General features: G+C 45.1%; 19 protein-coding genes and 2 pseudogenes. 12 read left to right on the top strand and 9 right to left on the bottom strand.

What is annotated here, in order from left to right; all coding sequences use genetic code 11:
- Positions 1–10: 10 nt before the first annotated feature.
- From JGK20_RS22190 to JGK20_RS22175, 4 genes are all read left to right on the top strand, one after another.
- Complete coding sequence (locus JGK20_RS22190; protein WP_293232170.1) at positions 11–616, top strand: hypothetical protein; 606 nt, start codon at positions 11–13, stop codon at positions 614–616.
- Positions 617–831: 215 nt separating this feature from the next.
- Positions 832–990, top strand: coding sequence for a hypothetical protein (locus JGK20_RS22185; RefSeq protein ID WP_293181830.1), 159 nt, complete (start codon positions 832–834; stop codon positions 988–990).
- A 173-nt stretch (positions 991–1,163) separates the two neighbouring features.
- Positions 1,164–2,468: a TldD/PmbA family protein gene (locus JGK20_RS22180; RefSeq protein ID WP_293197429.1), complete on the top strand. Its 1,305-nt coding sequence runs from the start codon at positions 1,164–1,166 to the stop codon at positions 2,466–2,468.
- Positions 2,469–2,668: 200 nt separating this feature from the next.
- The gene (locus tag JGK20_RS22175) at positions 2,669–3,496 is read left to right on the top strand and encodes a DUF3153 domain-containing protein (protein ID WP_293181826.1); all 828 of its coding nucleotides are present in this window, start codon (positions 2,669–2,671) and stop codon (positions 3,494–3,496) included.
- Here the strand turns inward: JGK20_RS22175 and JGK20_RS22170 are convergent.
- The gene (locus tag JGK20_RS22170) at positions 3,493–3,675 is read right to left on the bottom strand and encodes a hypothetical protein (RefSeq protein WP_293203314.1); all 183 of its coding nucleotides are present in this window, start codon (positions 3,673–3,675) and stop codon (positions 3,493–3,495) included. The genes JGK20_RS22175 and JGK20_RS22170 overlap by 4 nt on opposite strands.
- Positions 3,676–3,723: 48 nt before the next feature.
- Between JGK20_RS22170 and JGK20_RS22165 the strand changes: the two genes are divergently transcribed.
- The 4 genes from JGK20_RS22165 to JGK20_RS22150 all read left to right on the top strand — a co-directional run bounded on the left by JGK20_RS22165 (position 3,724) and on the right by JGK20_RS22150 (position 6,878).
- Complete coding sequence (locus JGK20_RS22165; protein WP_293153976.1) at positions 3,724–4,098, top strand: LapA family protein; 375 nt, start codon at positions 3,724–3,726, stop codon at positions 4,096–4,098.
- A gap of 110 nt (positions 4,099–4,208) precedes the next feature.
- Positions 4,209–4,367 (top strand): hypothetical protein, encoded by a 159-nt coding sequence (locus JGK20_RS22160; RefSeq protein WP_293181821.1) that lies wholly within the window; start codon positions 4,209–4,211, stop codon positions 4,365–4,367.
- Positions 4,368–4,458: 91 nt separating this feature from the next.
- Positions 4,459–5,271 carry a segregation/condensation protein A gene (locus JGK20_RS22155; RefSeq protein ID WP_293191638.1) on the top strand — a complete coding sequence of 271 codons (813 nt, stop codon included), beginning with the start codon at positions 4,459–4,461 and terminating at the stop codon, positions 5,269–5,271.
- 443 nt (positions 5,272–5,714) lie between these two features.
- Positions 5,715–6,878: an NDP-sugar synthase gene (locus JGK20_RS22150; RefSeq protein WP_293181817.1), complete on the top strand. Its 1,164-nt coding sequence runs from the start codon at positions 5,715–5,717 to the stop codon at positions 6,876–6,878.
- Here the strand turns inward: JGK20_RS22150 and JGK20_RS34635 are convergent.
- Together JGK20_RS34635 and speA are read right to left on the bottom strand one after the other, a co-directional pair.
- Positions 6,875–6,949, bottom strand: coding sequence for a hypothetical protein (locus JGK20_RS34635; RefSeq protein ID WP_366039315.1), 75 nt, complete (start codon positions 6,947–6,949; stop codon positions 6,875–6,877). The two genes, JGK20_RS22150 and JGK20_RS34635, sit on opposite strands and share 4 nt — an antisense overlap.
- Positions 6,950–7,186: 237 nt before the next feature.
- Positions 7,187–9,196, bottom strand: coding sequence for a biosynthetic arginine decarboxylase (speA, locus tag JGK20_RS22145; protein ID WP_293181815.1), 2,010 nt, complete (start codon positions 9,194–9,196; stop codon positions 7,187–7,189).
- A gap of 242 nt (positions 9,197–9,438) precedes the next feature.
- Here speA and JGK20_RS22140 point away from each other — a divergent pair, with 242 nt between their 5' ends.
- Complete coding sequence (locus tag JGK20_RS22140; protein WP_293232168.1) at positions 9,439–9,603, top strand: hypothetical protein; 165 nt, start codon at positions 9,439–9,441, stop codon at positions 9,601–9,603.
- A 4-nt stretch (positions 9,604–9,607) separates the two neighbouring features.
- On the opposite strand, the gene JGK20_RS22135 is transcribed toward JGK20_RS22140, so the two are convergent.
- Positions 9,608–10,750 (bottom strand): helix-turn-helix domain-containing protein, encoded by a 1,143-nt coding sequence (locus JGK20_RS22135; protein ID WP_293181811.1) that lies wholly within the window; start codon positions 10,748–10,750, stop codon positions 9,608–9,610.
- A 356-nt stretch (positions 10,751–11,106) separates the two neighbouring features.
- Positions 11,107–11,697 carry a DUF3611 family protein gene (locus JGK20_RS22130; protein WP_293181809.1) on the bottom strand — a complete coding sequence of 197 codons (591 nt, stop codon included), beginning with the start codon at positions 11,695–11,697 and terminating at the stop codon, positions 11,107–11,109.
- Positions 11,698–11,857: 160 nt separating this feature from the next.
- On the opposite strand from JGK20_RS22130, the gene JGK20_RS22125 reads away from it, so the two are divergent.
- From JGK20_RS22125 to JGK20_RS22115, 3 genes are all read left to right on the top strand, one after another.
- The gene (locus JGK20_RS22125; protein WP_194065476.1) at positions 11,858–12,028 is read left to right on the top strand and encodes a hypothetical protein; all 171 of its coding nucleotides are present in this window, start codon (positions 11,858–11,860) and stop codon (positions 12,026–12,028) included.
- Positions 12,029–12,516: 488 nt separating this feature from the next.
- The gene (locus JGK20_RS22120; protein WP_293181807.1) at positions 12,517–12,813 is read left to right on the top strand and encodes a hypothetical protein; all 297 of its coding nucleotides are present in this window, start codon (positions 12,517–12,519) and stop codon (positions 12,811–12,813) included.
- A gap of 116 nt (positions 12,814–12,929) precedes the next feature.
- Entirely contained in the window at positions 12,930–13,358 is a 429-nt protein-coding gene (locus tag JGK20_RS22115; protein ID WP_293181806.1) for a heavy metal-responsive transcriptional regulator, read from the top strand.
- Positions 13,359–13,668: 310 nt separating this feature from the next.
- On the opposite strand, the pseudogene JGK20_RS22110 reads toward JGK20_RS22115, so the two are convergent.
- From JGK20_RS22110 to JGK20_RS22095, 4 genes and pseudogenes are all read right to left on the bottom strand, one after another.
- Positions 13,669–14,962 (bottom strand): annotated as a pseudogene (locus JGK20_RS22110) (transposase).
- A gap of 290 nt (positions 14,963–15,252) precedes the next feature.
- Positions 15,253–16,176: a fused MFS/spermidine synthase gene (locus JGK20_RS22105; RefSeq protein WP_293232166.1), complete on the bottom strand. Its 924-nt coding sequence runs from the start codon at positions 16,174–16,176 to the stop codon at positions 15,253–15,255.
- A 118-nt stretch (positions 16,177–16,294) separates the two neighbouring features.
- A complete protein-coding gene (locus tag JGK20_RS22100) occupies positions 16,295–17,116 on the bottom strand; it encodes a DMT family transporter (protein WP_366039312.1) in 822 nt (273 codons plus the stop codon).
- A gap of 58 nt (positions 17,117–17,174) precedes the next feature.
- A pseudogene (locus JGK20_RS22095) lies at positions 17,175–18,330 on the bottom strand (transposase).
- Between the last annotated feature and the right edge of the window lie 164 nt (positions 18,331–18,494).

Here is an 18,494-nt window from a genome sequence, read left to right as displayed (position 1 = left end):
AAGTTAAGCAATGCCTTTTAGCAGTTATAAAAGCATCAGCGCCGTCGCCAAGGAATTCCAGATTAATTACCTGCGGGATAACTTCATTGTCGAAACAGAATTTGCAGTCAGCGACATTTTTCGGAATGAATTAGAACTGATTTTCAATGACGGAGTATTTGACAACTCGGAAATCGCCATTTGTGAAAATATCATTTATCCAGTTTTGAAAGAAGTTTGGAAAATTTATCGCAGTAATTTCCTCCTCTGGAGTCACCAAACCTTAGTCTACAATGAAAATTTGTCAGGGATTCCAGATTATATATTGGCAAAGCGCTCCAGCCTTGGGACAGTAGTTTTTGATAAGCCCTATTTCATCTTAGTTGAAGCCAAGAAAGAGAGCGCCTTTGATGAAGGATGGGGGCAGTGTTTAGCAGCAACGATCGCTGTGCAGCGACTGAACAATGAACCAGAACAAACTATCTTTGGGATTGTTTCTAATGGGGCAATGTGGCAATTTGGCAAGCTCAAATTAGAAATGTTTACTCAAAATAAAGTTTTCTATACAATTCAGGACTTAGAGCGACTGTTTGCAGCGGTTAACTATGTTTTTCAACAGTGCGAATTACAATTATAGAGGAATGAACTTCGGCTTGACGCGCGGGTATCGAGAAACCTGGTTTTTATCTAATACTTCGCTGTAGCCGACAGATTCGCGAAAAACCCAATTTCTAAGTTTTGACGCGTGGATGTCCAGAAACCAGAATTTTCTGACAATACTTCGCTGTAGCCGGTAGATTCGCGAAAAACCCGGTTTCTAAGTTTTTGCAAGGAACAACTGCTACTTTCGCAATGCTTGGACAGTTGTTAGCAAAGCAGGGATATTTTGACCAAGCTTTCAATTATTTACAGCAATCTTTGGAGATTTTACAGCATTTGCGATCGCCCGACGTGGAGACAGTGAACGAAATTATTGCTAGAGTTCAGCAGATGGCTGGAGATCGATCGTAAGTTTGCGCGCGCGATTTAGAAACCCGGTTTCTCGCGAATATCTCGTGAGGATGCGTAAAATCTCGTAGAAACCCGGTTTCTTCGACTAGGCGTGCGGGATTTAGAAACCCGGTTTCTGGCCACACCCAAAATCGCTAAAATAAAATAAAGACCAAACCAGAAAGGCGATTATTGTGAGCGATTCAACCATAGAGCAGATTTTGAAATTGGCAAGTCAGCGAGCGGATGCCGCTGAAGTATACTATCTGTCCAGTCAAGACACGCCGATCGAATTTGAGAACAATCGCCTCAAATCCCTCCAAACCAAAGCCCTCCGAGGCGTAGCACTCCGGCTGATTTACAATGGCAAAATCGGCTTTGCTAGTTCCACCGATTTAACCCGGATAGACGATTTAGTCGATGCAGCCATTCAAACCGCCGAAATCGGCGACCCCGCAGAATTTGAACTGGCTTCCGACTTCCACCTAAAAGGCCCGGAAACCACCTATACTCCGCCCACAACAGCCGAATTAGTCGAAAATGGCAAAAACCTCATCGAGCAAGTCCACGCCTACAATCCCGATATTATGGTAGATGTCGGCTTTCACGTCCGCCACGGCCGCGTGAAAATTGCCACGACGCAAGACGTGTATGCCGAAAGAAGCAGCCAAATAGTCAGCGGGACGATCGCAGGCAATTTGGTAGTAGGAGAAGACTTTATGCAAGCATACAGTTACGACGTAGCGCGCGATCGACCCCTCGACACCAACAGCATCCTGCAATCACTCCTCGAAAAATACCGCCTCGCCGAACATTCAGCCACCATCGCCAGCGGTTCCTACCCAGTATTATTTACCCCCAGAGCCGCCGCCAGCACCCTCGGAGGCCTCTTTGATACCATCCTTTCAGGTCAAGCAGTAGTTCAAAAAGCCTCTCCCCTAGCCGACAAAATCGGCGAAACCTTATTTGACGAACGCTTCACCTTTTTTGAAGACCCCACTTTGGGCCCATCTGCTTGTCCCTTTGACGACGAAGGAACCCCCACCACCCGCAAAGTCTTAATTGACAAAGGAACTGTCACCGGATTTTATTGGGATCGCAGGTGGGCTGCTCGCGCCGGTGTACGATCGACTGGCAACGGTTTTCGTGGCGGATTGTCTCGCCCGGGCCCAAACTTGACCAACTTCTGCATTTCCCCAGGAAACACCAGCACCCAAGACTTGATTGCTAGCATGGATGAAGGTCTCATAGTAGAACAAGTTTTAGGTGCCGGTCAGTCCAATCAGTTAGCTGGCGAATTTTCTGTCAACTTGGACTTAGGCTATAAAGTAGAAAAAGGCAAAATTGTCGGTCGCGTCAAGAATACAATGGTGGCAGGCAGTATTTTTGAAGCCTTTAAAAATTTGGCAGATTTAAGCAGCGAAGCCGAATGGGTAGGCGGTGGAGCATATTTACCGAGTATGCTGTTTCAACAGTTGGGTGTAGCTTCGAGGCAATAAGTTCAGTGCGGTTAATTTCAGGTGACTCCGACACAGCCACAAAAAAAACTGTTTCTGTCACCAATCGACTGCTATAAAATAGGTTTGTAGTGAGGACTTTAGTCCTCTTATCTTAGTTGAGTCAAGAAGGACTGAAGTCCTCACTACAAACCTGGCTTTGCTAATTCATGCAAATAGGAAAAAATAGGGAAAAAGGTACCATGAAAGAGCAAAATGTCAAGGATGGAACTGGGAAGAAGAAAAAGCACTTTTTCTTTCTTTTACCTTTGGTTTTTTGCATTTTAAATTTAGTGACTGGATGCGTTCAGTACGATGTCGGAGTCAACTTTGACAGTCAAACTCACGGCGCAATGGTGCAGCACATTAAACTGGGGGAAAGGTTGACAAGCTTCAGCAGCGAAACAGTTGGAGATTGGTTGAAAAGTGTAGAGAAGCGGGCGAGATTGCTCGACGGAAAAACTAAACGGCTTTCTGAGAGAGAAGTTATAGTGACGATTCCATTCAATAATGGAGCCGAATTAGAAGACAAGTTCAACCAATTTTACAATCCGATCGCACAAACTGCCAAATCTCGCGTCGCAAGTCCCCTAGAAACCGATTTGCCCAAGTTTGAATCTCACCTGAGTGTCAAGCAGAATAATTTGTTATTGGTGCTGCGAAATCGGTTAAGTTTGGAATTGGATTTGCGCTCTCTGGCTCTGGTTTCCTCAAACGGCAGTCCTCTGCTGAATCCGGGGGGACTTTTGGAGCTAGACTTTAGCTTGAACACGCCTTGGGGTGCCGAAAATATTGAAACGAATGTCGCCGGTGCGCTGGTTCCCCAAAGCTATCAGCAGGGAAAGCAGTTAGTGTGGAAGCTGAAACCTGGAGAAGTCAACTATTTGGAGGCGACATTCTGGATTCCAAGTCCCGTAGGAATTGGGGCGCTGATTATTGCCTTATTTGTGGCGGCGGGCATTGCTGTAAAATATCAAATATTGCCAGCCCTCTTAATCGGTAAAAAACAGCAAAACATCGGTCAAGCCTAAATATGTTTCTCAGTTGGAGGTCGCAGTTGGATGACTGAACTTTTGGTCATCCAAGGGAGAATTATCAAGATGCGATCGGATTTTTTATCAATTGAGTCGCCGGATACAATGATTAATTGACCAGACTTGATATTATTAAACAAACAGCCAGCATCTACTAAAAAATAGTTAGTTGACAAATAGCAAAGAATTTGCTTGACCCAAATTGAGAATTAGGAACAGAGAAAATGCGATCGCTAAATTTCTTCTTCATCTTTCTGATTTGCTTGGCTCTAGTATTGTTCAGCATCGAAAATACAGAGCCGACCACCGTTCAAATTATTAAAGGCGTCCAAGTTAAAGCCCCGCTGTGCGTAGAACTAATTGTAGCGACAGGATTGGGAGCTGTTTTAGCGTGGCTGTTCAGTTTGTGGTCGAGAATGCAGCGAACCCTCGCCTCTCGCCAAGAAATCCGCCAAGTTCGCGAAAAAGAGCAGCAAATTCAGGAGTTACAACAAGATATCGAACGCTATAAAGCAGAAGTAGAAGCAAAACAACCTTTGTTAGAAAGTGCAGAACTGACAAGTTTAGGAACAGCAGCAGCCGAGGTCAAAGCTGGTTAAATAATGTATCTGGCAATTAAATTGAGTTATTCGGGTGCATCTCACTTTAGAAGAGGGCGAAGCATGACCGCATATAAGTTATTAGTTATAATCTCATATTCACGGAGGTCATGCTTCGCCCCTACAAACATATTTTCAAAACTCAGATGCACCCAGTTTCTATCTGGTTTGTGGCGATGGAAAATCTCAAATCTCATTTCTGTACCCACGGTTGGCTAGAAACTAATACGGTTTGTCTGAGAACAACCCAAGCCTATTGGATTGATTAAAACCCTCAATTTCGGTTGAAAAACCCGATTTATTGGCGGGTGAGTGTATCAGCCCTAAATCTAAAATCTAAAACCTAAAATCTAAAATCGAATGGTTGTTTCCAGAGACCAAGATGGTTTAGAAACGATTTCTGAGGGGATCGCAATTTTAATTGATTTAGCAGAACGGGGAGAAATCGATCCTTGGGACGTTAAGGTAATTGAAGTGTTCGATCGATGTTTGAGCAAGCTGACCAACGCCTCTGATGCCGATCAGAGTTCGGATTTCTCCGATTTGTCCCACTCCGGCCAAGCGTTTTTGTACGCTTCAATGCTGGTTTTGCTCAAAGCAGAAAGTATTGTCCTCTGTGAACCCCCGCCGAATCCCGAATTGGACGAAGCAGCCCTCGAAGACACAGAGCACTCAGGAGGGCGACATTTGCCGCAGCATCTGGAGCGACAACTGCGCCGTCGCGGTGTAGCTCAACTCCCACAAAAACGCCCGGTAACTCTCCCAGAACTAATCGAGCAATTGCAGCTCATGAAAGCAGCAATGGAGCAGACAGTTGCTCCTCGGCGCCGCCCGACTTCAAAAATGCGATCGCAAGCTGCCCAAGCTATCTTTGAGCTAGCTCACCAAGAAAATCTCGTGGAAACTGCTAGCGAGCTCGATCGATTTCTGGCAGAACGGGGCCAGGAAATTGATGAGGGTTGGCTCGACTTGGACAAATTGCTGGAACTCTGGCACCATCACGGTTTTAACTCATCTGTCCACCCCGACCCCCCGCTATCGACTGAGGAAGTTCATTTACCAAATTATGACCGCGTGGGTGTTTTTTGGGCGTTGTTGCTGCTCTCGGCTCAGTCTAAAGTAGAGTTGCTTCAAGAGGAGTTTTACCAAGACCTCAAAATCCGGGCGCTTTGAGCTTGGATCTGCATCAGATAGGCTTATGGGGCCGGTTTACCAGTCCTTGGAACTCTTGACTTCCGGACGAACCTGCCTGTAGAGGACTTTTAGGTACATTCAACCGGACTTGAGATTATTTCTGATTTCTGATTCCTGGTTGGTTAAATCCAGGCAAATTCCGGATAAATGATTGATAGCCTGGTAGGATATCGCCTATAAACAGGTCAGTCGATTTTAGATTTTAGATTTTAGATTTTAGATTTTAGATTTACTCGCAGCGCAGTAAATCTGAGAGCTTGAACTAGCGTCTAAAATTTTGAAATCGATCCGAACGCTCGCGTCGGAAAATTATACCCGTTTTTGGGCGGGGTTATGATGGTGCTGCGATCGATAAAGGTCGCAACCGCTAGCATCTAATTGTTGAGTTGATATCAATTAACAGAGGGTTGAGGAAGTTAATCATGAAAGCGATGATTCTGGCGGCCGGTAAAGGCACTCGCGTCCGTCCCATTACTCACACGACACCAAAACCGATGATTCCCATCCTGCAAAAGCCTGTGATGGAGTTTTTGGTTGAATTGCTCCGCCAGCACGGATTTGACCAGATTATGGTCAATGTTTCCCACTTGGCCGACGTAATTGAAAACTACTTCCGCGACGGTCAAAAGTTTGGGGTACAAATTGGCTATTCTTTTGAAGGGCGAATTGAAGACGGACAAATGATTGGAGAAGCCGTCGGTTCGGCTGGCGGTATGAGGCGAATTCAGGACTTCTCACCGTTTTTTGACGATACTTTTGTGGTGCTGTGCGGCGACGCTTTGATTGACTTGGACTTGACTGCTGCTGTGAAGTGGCACCGAGAAAAAGGGGCGATCGCTACTATTGTAATGAAATCTGTTCCCCGCGATGAGGTTCCCAGTTACGGAGTAGTGGTAACAGACGATTCTGGCAGAATTAAAGATTTCCAAGAAAAACCTTCTGTAGAGGAAGCTCTGAGTACCGACATCAACACTGGTATTTATATTTTTGAACCGGAAATATTCAATTATATTCCCCATGATATGGAATATGATATCGGTTCGCAGTTATTTCCCGCCCTAGTAGCAGCAGGTGCGCCTTTTTACGGAATTAGCATGGACTTTGAGTGGGTAGATATCGGGAAAGTTCCTGATTATTGGCGAGCAATTCAGAGCGTGCTGTTGGGAGAAATTAAAAATGTTTCGATTCCAGGAATTGAAGTGCGCCCCGGCGTTTACGCTGGTTTGAATGTAGCTGTCAACTGGGACAAGGTTGATATTACCGGGCCTGTTTACATTGGTGCGATGACGAAAATTGAAGACGGAGCCAAAATTGTCGGCCCGACAATGATCGGCCCGAATTGTTGGCTTTGCAGCGGGGCGACTGTAGAAAACAGCGTGATCTTTGAGTATTCCCGTTTGGGGCCAGAGGTGCGGTTGGTTGACAAACTGGTGTTCGGGCGCTACTGCGTTGACAAAACCGGGGCGGCGATCGATTTGCAAGCGGCGGCTCTCGATTGGCTGATTACTGATGCCCGTCAAGTGTTACCAAATATACTAGGAGAAGAGCGACGGGCGATCGCAGATATTCTCAGCACTGCTGACTAATTGGTAATTGGGAATTGGGAATTGGTAATTGGTAATTGGTAATTGGTAATTGGTAATTGGTAATTGGTAATTGCTAATTGGTAATTGGTAATTGCTAATTGGTAATTGCTAATTGGTAATTGGTAATTGCTAATTGCTAATTGCTAAAGTTCTTCGTTTGCACTCTACCTAATAAGTCATTAGTCATCAGTTATCAACTAATGACTAATGACCTTGGATGAGGTTCGCGAGCGGAGACAGCACTCCTAATGACTAATGACTAATGCCAACTGCCAACTGCCAACTGCCAACTGCCAAATGCCAACTGATTAGGACTGCAAATAAGTATATTGGGTGAGACTCCGCTCGTAATTTTGCAGTAAAAGTTGAGCCTCCGAAAGAGTAATTTTATTTTGCTGCAAAGCAGATTCTGTCTGACGGCGGATGCTTTCAACCAAACTTTCTGCATCGTACTGTACGTAGCTGAGAACTTCTTTCATCGTGTCTCCCTTCACAACGTGTTCAATATGATATCCCGAAGGAGTTAGCTGAATGTGAACCGTATTTGCATCGCCGAATAAGTTGTGAAGGTTGCCCATAATTTCTTGATAAGCACCTCCCAAAAACAGCGCTAAATAGTAAGGTTCTCCAGGTTTGATTGTATGCAGTTCCAGAACTGACTTGACATCTCGCAAATCAATAAATTGGTCGATTTTGCCGTCGCTGTCGCAGGTGAGATCTGCTAAAATACCGCGCTGAGTCGGTTCTTCATCGAGCCGGTTAATTGGCATAATAGGAAACAATTGGTTAATAGCCCAACTGTCTGGCACTGACTGGAAAACAGATAAGTTGATGTAATAAATGGACGCCATCACCTTTTCTAAGTCTTCCAAATCTTCCGATACATAGTCTTTTTGCCGCGCGATTGTCTGTATTTTATCGCAGCAAGCCCAGTACAACTGTTCGGTTTTCGCCCGTTCCGCAATTCCTAGATAGCCTAAGTTAAATAAACTGACTGCTTCTTCCTTGAATTGGATAGCATCGTGATAGACTTCTTGGTAATTTTCGGGAGTGATAGATTGGTAAATTTCGTAGAGATTGCGCGGAATTTGGTGGGCGTTTTCGTCTACTGGTTCTGGTACTTCTCTGGGGACATCGCTAGTTCCGAGTACGTCAAAAACTAGGACTGATTGGTGAGATGCGATCGCCCGCCCGCTTTCGCTAATGATAATTGGCACAGGAATTTTCCGCTCGTCACAGGCATCTTTGACTCCCGCTACTACGTCGTTGGCGTAGTTTTGCATATTGTAGTTTTTGGAAGCGTGGAAGTTGGTTTTAGAGCCGTCGTAGTCAACGCCGAGCCCGCCCCCTACGTCCAAATATTTCATGTTAGCTCCCAATTTAGCCAATTCTACATAGATGTGGCTGGCTTCTCGAATGGCATCTTTGATGACGCTAATTGAGGAAATTTGAGAGCCGATGTGGAAGTGCAGTAACTGCAAACAGTCGAGCATTCCAGCTTTTTCTAGTTCGTTGACTGCGCGGATAATTTCAGGAATTGTCAAGCCAAATTTTGCCCGATCGCCCGTGGAACCTCCCCAGCGGCCAACGCCTTTGGTAGTGAGTTTGGCTCGCACTCCCAAAACCGGTTTAATTCCTAATGCAATGCTCGCGGCGATTGCGAGTTCTACTTCCTCAATTTGCTCCAGCACAATTACCGAAGTTTGACCGAGCCGCTGCGCTAAAATCGCGGTTTCTATGTATTCGCGGTCTTTATAACCATTACAAATTAACAAAGCCCCTGGAGTTTTTAAGGTCGCCAAAGCAATCATTAATTCTGGTTTCGATCCGGCTTCCAGTCCGAAGTGATGGGGTTGACCGAAACGCACCAAATCTTGAATTAATTGTCGGTGCTGGTTGCATTTGACTGGAAAAACACCGCGATAGACATTTTTGTAATTGTAGCGGGCGATTGCTCTGGCAAAACAGGAATTTAGGCGATCGATCCGGTCTTCCAAAATATCAGAAAATCGAATTAGCAGCGGCAAAGCCAAATTTCGCTGTTTGAGCGATTCTACCAGTTCGCACAAGTCGAGGGAACCGCCGCGATCGCCCTTGGGAGAGACTGTAACGTGACCGGCGGCATTAATCGAAAAATAGGGTTCGCCCCAACCTTGAATTCGGTACAGTTTCTCGCTATCTTCTATTGTCCAAGATTTTTGTGGCACTTGAGCAGCAGCTACCAAAGCACTGTGCGATACAGTCAAACTCGTGACTGTTTGTGCCTGAGTCGATAGCGGCTCGATATCGGAGGAAGCAGCGGTGGCTGGTGAACTCATCTTATCGGAAACCTCTTTTAGGACTGGTCAAATAGATAGTTTATCGCACATATTGGGTTTCCTGATGTACTTGAAAATTCACTTTGGGTGCAAGGCTGAGCGATTTGAGATTTGAGTTTTGAGTTTTGACTCCACAGATAGTTCAAGGTGAGGGATTGAACTTAAAATCTCAACCGCGATTGTTCTCCACAACTCATGTCTTCAAGCTGTGTATCCCATGTGGGTGAACTCCGAAACTCTGTTTGGGAGTTCAACTGCGCCAAGAGTCTTGTCGGACGATCGATCGCCCGACACACTCTCACCCAGTCCAATTTAGACAAGAAAGTTCGATCGGCAAAACCCTGCCAACAAAAGATACTGCGATTGCTTCGCTCCTGCCAATGACAACCGATCGCAATCGCGTGTAGCACTCTAACCAAAAATCACCTCCGGCGGTGCCATGTCAGCCCCCATAATCATGCCCCCGTGACTCTTAGACTTCTTCAAGCCCGGTTGAGGCGCTTTTTCTTGGCTTTTTGGAGACGGTGCAACAGAAGCGGGCGGTGTCACCTGTGGCTCCACTGCATTGGCCCCAGGTACAACGGGTTGCTGCGACAACCAACCCACACCCCCTATCGCCCCAGCCATCAAAGCAGTGTAGCCGATGTACAAATGCACCGGACTCATTTGAAAGCCTTCGCCGGAGTCGGAGTTGGAAGCAGACAAATAGGTACTGGGAATTATTGGACTCGGAGCGGGTTTTGGCAAAGCATTCGCCATCGCGGTGCCGTCTAGCCCTAAGGCGTCGCCCAATCTGCGGATAAAACCTCTAACGTAAATATCTTGGGGCAGTTTGTCGATTTCCCCATTTTCGATCGCTTCGATGTGGTGCAGCGGCACGAGAGTTTGACTGTGGAGTTGCTGGAGGGATAGCGATCGAATTTGCCGTCCCTTACGCAACTCTCTACCCAACTCCCGCAGGCACTCTTCTCGCTCTTGAACTGCTAAAGCTGCTTCCTCTTCCTTGGTAAGTTTTTTCTCCTTCTTGGGAAAACCAAACCCTGGGAAGGATTTAGCGGGGGCGATGACAGTTGCAGGTGCAGCCGAATCGACTTTAATTTCGTCTTTGAGCGCTTCTTTGTTTTCTTCTAAAGTGTTAGAATCTCGATCGCAATTTTCAGTCTCGGACTCTGTTGTAACAGGAGCTTCCACAGCAGCACTGCGCCAATAGAAAACAGGAGCAGGTACTGGTGGCTCTTCTTCTCTAACATAGGATGCGGTGTCACTTGGAGCCGCGACACTCTCTTGGACGACTTGCATTTCCGTTTTGTTTGGTTTGCCAAATCGATCGAATGCGAGCTTGACTGCTTCTCTGCTAACTGCTCTAATTAAAATTTCGGCAGCAGATGCTGCTTCGCCCAACATGGTTTGCAAGCTAGCTAGAGCTTGGCTGTAGGTGTCGCTACAGAGGAGTTCAGCTTCTATTTGACCGAGAACAGAACGAAAACTTTCTTGAGAAATTTCAATAGTTGCGTGATCTGTCACCCCAAAATAAGCCTCGGGTTTCAGTGCCATGATGTTTGTGTTGTCTTGCTAGAAGGTATCTGAGTACGTTCTTCTAAAGCTTGGCAGTGATTCCGGATGTCAGTTGGGGGATAGTGGGCATGGGGCATGGGGCATGGGGCATTGGGCAAACAGGGCATGGGGCAAACAGGGCATGGGGCATTGGCCAAAGAGGGCAAAGAGGGCAAAGAGGGCAAAGAGGGCATTAGTAGGCCCTCACAAATAACCAATAACCAATAACTAATAACCAATAACCAATAACCAATAACTAATAACCAATTCCCACTCCTGCCCATGCCCCATGCCCCATGCCCCATGCCCCATGCCCCATGCCCAATGCCCAATTCCCCATGCCCAATTCCCCAAGACTACTGCTTGTGAATGCGATCGAGCAACCAAAGAGCACCGATAATCCCGACAAAGTGGGCAACAGTCGCGTGAGTATTGGCTAGCACCACAAATATGTCTAAAGGCTGAATAAATCTGCTGAAATCTACTGCCGCACCGAACAAAGCTTGCGGCTGAGCTAAAGATTTGGCTAACAGCGTGCCGCTGATAGCTTCTGCACCGATCAGTGTCAGCAGCATTCCTAATAAGTTGCTCATCAGTGTCAACTGCACTTGTTTGATCGTGTCTGCTTTTTTGGGGCGGACAGCGTTGGCGGGCGATCGCAATTCTCTCGACAAGCGGGTGAAACGGAAAGCGCGATACACGCTGTAACCGAGCACTGCCAGCCCGCAAAGAGCAAAAAAGACGCCGCCGCCGGTGCCGGCACTGGTTGAACTTCCAGGCGCAGTGGCGCTCGGGATAGCAAAGGGGATGGCAAAGAGCAAAATAATCGTCGCTACCACCGCCAGCACTGACTGCACCCAGAAGCACACCCAGCCTGCTGTCCGAAGGGCAAAGGCAACTCGCTGTGCAGCTACCGGAAGCTTATCGTTATCTAACTGATTAGTCATATTTTGAGCGGATATAATTGAGTGGCTTTAATTGGCAGCAGTTTTTTTTTAGCAGGGACGGTTGATGGCGGTTAACTCTCCTTATAATGGAAGTAGAAATGTTTAAGATTTGTAACTAACATTCGATTTCACTAGCGTCGATCGCAAGGTATCCAAAGCAATGACACAACTACAACCTACCGTCACTCCCAAACTGGAACAACCAAAGTTTGGCTTCAACAGCTACGCGGAACGCCTGAACGGTCGAGCCGCGATGATCGGTTTTTCCCTAACTTTAATTATCGAGTATGTCACAGGGCAGGGGTTGCTGGCCTGGTTAGGTCTCAACTAATTTTAGCAAGGGCGCGGTCAGTCGATTTTAGATTTTAGATTCTAGATTTTAGATTTGATGCCACAGATTCATGTGGGAAAAAAACAGGAGTCTAAAATTTGGGGATTTACCCTAAGCGAGCGTTGAGGGCTTGTACCCGTTTTTGGGCGGGTCAACCTCATACTTTGTGTGGACTGTCAGCCGCAAGGGTGTCACCATGCTGACCGCGACCACTTCGCGAATTGATTAGAATATTAGTTAGAAATCAAGCCCAGCGACTTGTCGATCGAGAAACATCGGTTTAGACAATGCAAGAGCTAGCTTTGGGTTTGTATGTCGGATGAAATTTTGATTGGGCAAGCTTGGCAATTTGGCCTCGCTCCCGTACAATTCGCGACAGGCGAGAAGATTAATTGAGGTGAAGCTAGTTTCAAAGCTAGAAATCCCGATCGCACCGCCAACTCTAAGTTTTAGAGATTTTAGATAAATATAGAACAGAGTAAAACCACATGAATGCTTCGTGGACGCGACTTTTGAAGTCAGCTTACCGTAGAGAGCCAATTACCAGCTTTGTTATAACAGTGGGCGTTGTCGATGCAGCCATCGGCAGCATTGGTGCGAGCGGCTCTTTATTGGCTTTTGGACTGGGTACTGCTGGGGTAGCGATGGGTCTCCGTTGGTGGCAAGTTTACCGCTCTGAAGCCGAACAACCCGCCCCTGCTGCCGAATACTATCTTCCTCCTCAGTCTTCTCGACCTCAGTTGCCCACGCTCAACAACGTGTCTAAGAAAAATCCTCCTTATTAAGATTAGCGCGCAACGGCGACGGGGGTGAGGTGGCGATCGCGCCACTCTGCATCTGAGGCATTACTAAACATAGGATCAAAAAAGTCTTTCGATCTTCGATCTTTGAGGCTTGCTGTATGAATATTACTGTTGCCGAGAAACTGTACAAAATTGGCTCTGTAGCGGGTTGTAGCGGTTTATCGGTGAAAACTGTTCGTTACTATGACGAAATGGGCCTGCTGTCTCCGGCGGTAGAGCGATCGCCGGCTGGTTATCGCTTGTTTGGGGAAGCGGTATTCAACAGGTTGGCGTTTATTAAACGATCTCAGGCTCTGGGTTTGAGCCTTCAGGAGATTAAGGATATTTTACAAGTTCGCGATCGGGGAGAGTTGCCTTGCTCTGAAGCGAAGCAGCATCTAACGGCCAAGGTTGAGGCAATTTCCGGGCAAATTGCAGCGTTAGAAACTTTGAAAGGAGAATTGCAAGGAATTCTCAACCGCTGGCAAGAGAAACCCTCGCCGGAGTGTATTACTCGCACCATTTGTCCGAACATTCAGCGGGATTGAGCAACGGCAGAAAGATACAAAAAAAGGGAAGGAATTATCGGTTTCCTTCCCTTTGTGGTTTGGTTTGTGGTTTGGTGGGCGATCGTTTGGGCGATCGTGCTGAGCTTTTAACTTTTTTCGGAGAGTTTGCTGTTGCTTTTTGAGCTGTCTAGCTCTGGCCGAGCCGCCTTTGCCTTTAGAGTTTCTGCCCTCGTTGCGGGGAGACTCCCAACTTTTTAGTCTCATATTTTTATTTATGTGTACTACTTACATAATACACTATTACCATTGCACTGTCAAGTAGTTGGTTTAATAGCTGGTAAAAGTATAGTCATTTATAGACATGGGAGGCTTCAAGTCCCTCCCCCTTCACTTTCACTTTAAGCGGATTGACCCGCCTCGGCTGAACTACGCCCACGACGTATCCCATCGCCGAACGCATTTGGGATTGCTTTTCTGAGAATGTTAAAAGAACCGTTCACGTCAGAATTAATTAACTGACCAGTCGATGTTTTGTATAAACCTCGCTTAATCCGTTTTCCGGTAAATACAGGTTCTGTTTTTGTTTTTCCGTAAACAGGAATTGGATCTAAGCCCAAGAAATTGGCTTTGGAGGTAAAAGATTCCTCCTGCACGATTACCTTGATTCCAACCAAAAAACCTTTGTATTCTAGCATCTCAATTAATCGAGCGTGAGGAATGCTGACAAAGTTTTGGTTAGTCTGTTTTCCGAGGTTGATATCGGTTTTCCACTGTGCGTTTTTGCCAATTACTAACGTTCCAATTCGTTGCGCGACCAAAATATCAACAATCCTGCGACTCGTATGATGCAAATAATTGTCTACTTTTTGATTGCGACAGCGAGTTAAGCGTTGAATCCGAGGTGAAGTTTTGCGCCTCCCTTTCAATTGGGATTGTAATCGCGATGAGCGCTTGTTATAGAACTGATTGATCGATTTCAATGTCCGCCCGTTAATCAACAGCGGGATAAATCCCGGTTGATTTGAAGTTAGCGCCACTAAATTATTCAGCCCCAAATCAACACCGGCTGCAAAGTCGTTATATGAGGCGGTGGACTCCGGTTCACTTCGACTATGCTCAGTACAAGCATCATAAATTACCTCAATTACATAAGAATCACATTTCGGAACCAACCTAACTTGACAAATTCGATCGGGATCGACTTTGGTTTTGATTAAAAGTTCAGTACCCGAAAGTTTAACGATTCCTTTCTTCAACTGTTTACTACTAATCGCTTGAATCGTGTAGACGAGAAGGTTTCGCCCTTTGGTCTTGTCTTTGTACTTTGGCAATTTCGGGCGACCCGTGAATTTTGAAGAATCGGCTTTATAACCTTTAACGGCTTCAAAAAACGATTTCCAATTCTGATCTAGAACCATCAAGATTTGCTGGCTTACTTTAGCAGGTAAAGCCTTGTAGGCTTGATGAGACTTCATCAATCGGTTCATCTCGTTGTAATTAACGTAGCCCCATCCATAGATAAAGTTATGACGAATGACGTAGTTAGCAGCATTGTACAGATTTTTGGATTTGAAAGCTAGTTCGTCAATTTCGGCGAAACGGTGTTCCGTTGATTTAATGATGTGCCTCTCTGTTAGTTGCATTTGAGACTTCCGTTTTTTGGGCTATGCGTATTCCTTGTTCAACATTCTCAACAATATAATACCATTATTGTTTATAATTGCTTATAAACTCAATGAAGTTTTACAATACCAATTTCAACAATCAATGCAACAGTATCTGTAGGGTGCGTCGCCACTGCTAATCCTCAAAAAAGAGAAAAAATCTCATCGCGACGCACAACCGAGAATCTTTGAGAACACAACCATCCATTTAACTCTACTTAAATTTGGTGTTGTAGCCAGAAATTTTCATGCTTAGTATAATATTGCGATCAGTCCAAATATTCCCTCGGCATTGCAGCATCTGTAAAAATTGGTAGCGTTTCCCAAATTTTCAGCCATTCCGGCAATTCCGCTAATGTTTTGAGCTGAAACGACATTTCTATTAAGGAAAATTCTAAATTGTGGAAATCTTGAATAAGTTCGGCTTTCAAGAAGATTTCATTTCTAGCTAAATCTGGAGCATTAGTCGCGAACGCTATACTGTTACCAGCATCTAAATTGCAGATATAAACTTGTGCGAACACACTTTGAATTGTTTTAACCGCCGCCGCATTAAACTCTTGTTTGTGGAATAGGTGGATAGCTACAACGCCCGTATTTGACAAGTGCGTTTTGCAGAGTTGGTAAAATTCTTGTGTGACCAATGGATAGGGCATATAGCCGCTGCCAAAACCAGCATCCACAATAATTATATCATTTTTTATGGTGGGATTTTGTTCGGCAAGATATTGACGACCATCTTGAATGGCTACTTTTAGTCTGTCATTAAATTGAATGCCAAAAAACTTTTGAGCAACTTCGACAACTGTTGCGTCTATGTCAGCAGATTCGACTATCGCGTTAGGGAAATAGTGATGCAAAATTCTGGGAAGAGTGCCACCCCCAAAACCGATTATATAGATATTTTTTGGTTGAGTTTTCCAGAGTAATGCTAACAGCATTGCTTGGGAATATGGAAATATTAATTTAAGTGGATTGTTGAGGTCGAGGATTGATTGAGCTACACTTGTACTCAAAGTTTCTCTGTCTACCAAAACCAGGAGTAAGCATGATTTATCTTTTTTGATGGCTACGATGCTGTCGCCGGAATTTTGTTGAAATATGATGCCGTCTGGCTGTTGTTGAAGCCAGTTAATCTGTTGGTGTGGAATTCCTAAATAATTAATTTTCTGCTCGCTTGAATAAGAATTCATAGTATTTTTAATTTGATATTTTAGATTTGATAATTACTGACTAGGAGCGTACTTGGGATCTGACGTATAGTTTCATTATTGTTGAGAACTTATATCAAATCTAAAATCTAAAATCGAATCACCTCAATCCCAATAATAGCGCGATTCCGCCGATCGCACAAACCACACCCACAACAGCCCGGAGACTAACCTTTTCGCCCGCGAGTACGGCTAGAGGCAGTATAAACAGGGGACTTGTAGAACTAAGTGCTTGAGCGATGGCTGCGGGTGCATATTTCAAGGAAGTCTGTTGCAGGAAAATTCCGAGATAGGTTCCCAAAAAAGCTGCTAAAATTATTGCACCTAATATTTTTGGCGCTTTTAATTGTTGGAAAGTGCCAAGGTTTGTGGGGTTGAGAAAGTACAGCATGACTGCCATACCTCCGCTCAAACGTAAGGCCGCTGTCCACAAGGGATCGATATCTATTTGAGCGAAGGCGGCGCGGGATAAAACTGCTCCGGCTGCGTGGGCTGTTTGTCCTAATAAACTAATGCCTAATCCTTGCCAAAGATGTTTTGATGGTAAGGTGGTTTCGGCTGTTCGTTCGGCAATTACCCAAGCTACGCCGCAGATTGTTAAAAGAATGCCTGTACAAGCAATAAGCGATAGCTTTTCTTGCAAAAATATCAAGCCGAATAAAGCTGTCAAAGGGGGAGATAGGGTTTCTAGAAGCAGCGCTCGCCTCGCACCTAAATATTTTAAGACGATAAAGAAAGCGGTGTCTCCGATGCCAATTCCTAGGGCGCCGCTGATGAGCAGCATTATTAAGATATTGGGGTTGACTGCTGGTAAGGATTTGCCTAAGATTATTATCGTGGCAAAAAGCATGACAAGGGCGATCGCACCTTTGAGCAAGTTTAGTACAACTGCGGGGATTTGCTGTCCGACTCGCTGCCAGATTGTGGAAGATAGAGCCCAGACAAATGCAGCACCTAAAGCCGCGATTTCACCGATAAAATCATCGACTGATGCTACCTTTCATAGTCTTACTCTGTCTCCGCGTACATTTAAGGTCGTGCCGATGCCCCATGCCGACCATTTCTATATTCCTAGCAGCATTTTCATCTCTATCTTGCTCAACACCGCAACTGACGCAAAGCACGCGATCGAATAGATAAATCAATCTTGCCCAATTTGAATCCACAATCTGCACAGATTTGGCTAGTCGGTTCCCATCTACTAATTACCTTGAATTCCCTGCCAAATTTCTCCGATTTAGCTTCGCAAAGAGTTCTGAATTCTCTCCATCCTTGCAGACTAATTGCCCTGGCAAGTTTACGATTCTTGATCGTGCCAGAAACATTTAAATCTTCCAAAATAATTACTTGGTTTTCGTTGACTATTTTGGTTGACAATTTGTGCAGGAAGTCTTGGCGGGTATCGGCAATTCGATTGTGTAACTTAGCAATTTTGATGCGAGTTACATTTCTTCTTTTAGAATCTTTTGGTTGACGAGCTAATTTGCGTTGTAGCTTGCGTACTTTTCGGTAAGGCTTTTTATAGCCCGGACTTTCGGCTTTCTCGCCATTACTCATTACTGCAAAAGTTTTAATCCCTAGGTCGATTCCAATACTTGAGTTTTGACGCTCAACTTGCATTGGTTGAATCTCTACAACAAAACTCAAAAAATAGCGGTTTGCACAGTCCTTGATTACCGTCACAGAGCTAGGTTCAGACGGAAGACTTTTAGACCATATTGGATTAACAATTCCAATTTTAGCCAAATAGACACCATCACCTTTGAGAGAAAACCCTCCAACTCTAAAACGTGCCGATTGGCTGTTAGTCCTTTTCTTGAACTTAGGATATCCAACTTTACGCCCCTTTCTCTTACCTTTACAGGAGTTGAAAAAGTTCTTGAAAGCAACATCTAAATCGGCAACAGATTGTTGCAGTGGGACGCATGACACATCTCCTAACCAAGCTCTTTCTTCAGTATTCTTGGCTTGGGTAATGACGATTTTTTGCAAATCTGCTGAACTAGGCTTTTTATCTGACTGTTTGCAAAGTGCAAGAGCATCATTCCAAACCACCCGCACACAGCCAAACAGTTGAGCTAAGCCCTGCTGCTGTTGGCTAGTTGGGTAAAATCTGTAGCGATATCTTGCTTTCATCACTATGCTAAAATTCATCTGCTACTAAATCATATCTTGGTTTGCCAACGATGAGAACCTTTATGGTCGAGAGTGCTATTCTTTTACAGAACTTAGAATGTACTTGGTCTATCCGTTGGTGCCGCACCCTTAGAAGTATTGAAAGAGTATATTAGAAATCAAGA

Origin of the sequence: Microcoleus sp. PH2017_05_CCC_O_A, from assembly GCF_020738785.1 — a bacterium.
In the GTDB taxonomy this organism is placed as follows: Bacteria; Cyanobacteriota; Cyanobacteriia; order Cyanobacteriales; family Microcoleaceae; genus Microcoleus.
This window is presented reverse-complemented; position numbering and strand designations above follow the sequence as displayed.

Coding starts and splice junctions, on each gene's coding strand:
- JGK20_RS22165 (WP_293153976.1), top strand. CDS start 3,724: ATGCGATCGCTAAATTTCTTCTTCATCTTTCTGATTTGCTTGGCTCTA.
- JGK20_RS22130 (WP_293181809.1), bottom strand. CDS start 11,697: ATGACTAATCAGTTAGATAACGATAAGCTTCCGGTAGCTGCACAGCGA.
- JGK20_RS22155 (WP_293191638.1), top strand. CDS start 4,459: ATGGTTGTTTCCAGAGACCAAGATGGTTTAGAAACGATTTCTGAGGGG.
- JGK20_RS22150 (WP_293181817.1), top strand. CDS start 5,715: ATGAAAGCGATGATTCTGGCGGCCGGTAAAGGCACTCGCGTCCGTCCC.
- speA (WP_293181815.1), bottom strand. CDS start 9,196: ATGAGTTCACCAGCCACCGCTGCTTCCTCCGATATCGAGCCGCTATCG.
- JGK20_RS22125 (WP_194065476.1), top strand. CDS start 11,858: ATGACACAACTACAACCTACCGTCACTCCCAAACTGGAACAACCAAAG.
- JGK20_RS22185 (WP_293181830.1), top strand. CDS start 832: ATGCTTGGACAGTTGTTAGCAAAGCAGGGATATTTTGACCAAGCTTTC.
- JGK20_RS22105 (WP_293232166.1), bottom strand. CDS start 16,176: ATGAATTCTTATTCAAGCGAGCAGAAAATTAATTATTTAGGAATTCCA.
- JGK20_RS22190 (WP_293232170.1), top strand. CDS start 11: ATGCCTTTTAGCAGTTATAAAAGCATCAGCGCCGTCGCCAAGGAATTC.
- JGK20_RS22120 (WP_293181807.1), top strand. CDS start 12,517: ATGAATGCTTCGTGGACGCGACTTTTGAAGTCAGCTTACCGTAGAGAG.
- JGK20_RS22135 (WP_293181811.1), bottom strand. CDS start 10,750: ATGGCACTGAAACCCGAGGCTTATTTTGGGGTGACAGATCACGCAACT.
- JGK20_RS22115 (WP_293181806.1), top strand. CDS start 12,930: ATGAATATTACTGTTGCCGAGAAACTGTACAAAATTGGCTCTGTAGCG.
- JGK20_RS22160 (WP_293181821.1), top strand. CDS start 4,209: ATGCTTCGCCCCTACAAACATATTTTCAAAACTCAGATGCACCCAGTT.
- JGK20_RS22175 (WP_293181826.1), top strand. CDS start 2,669: ATGAAAGAGCAAAATGTCAAGGATGGAACTGGGAAGAAGAAAAAGCAC.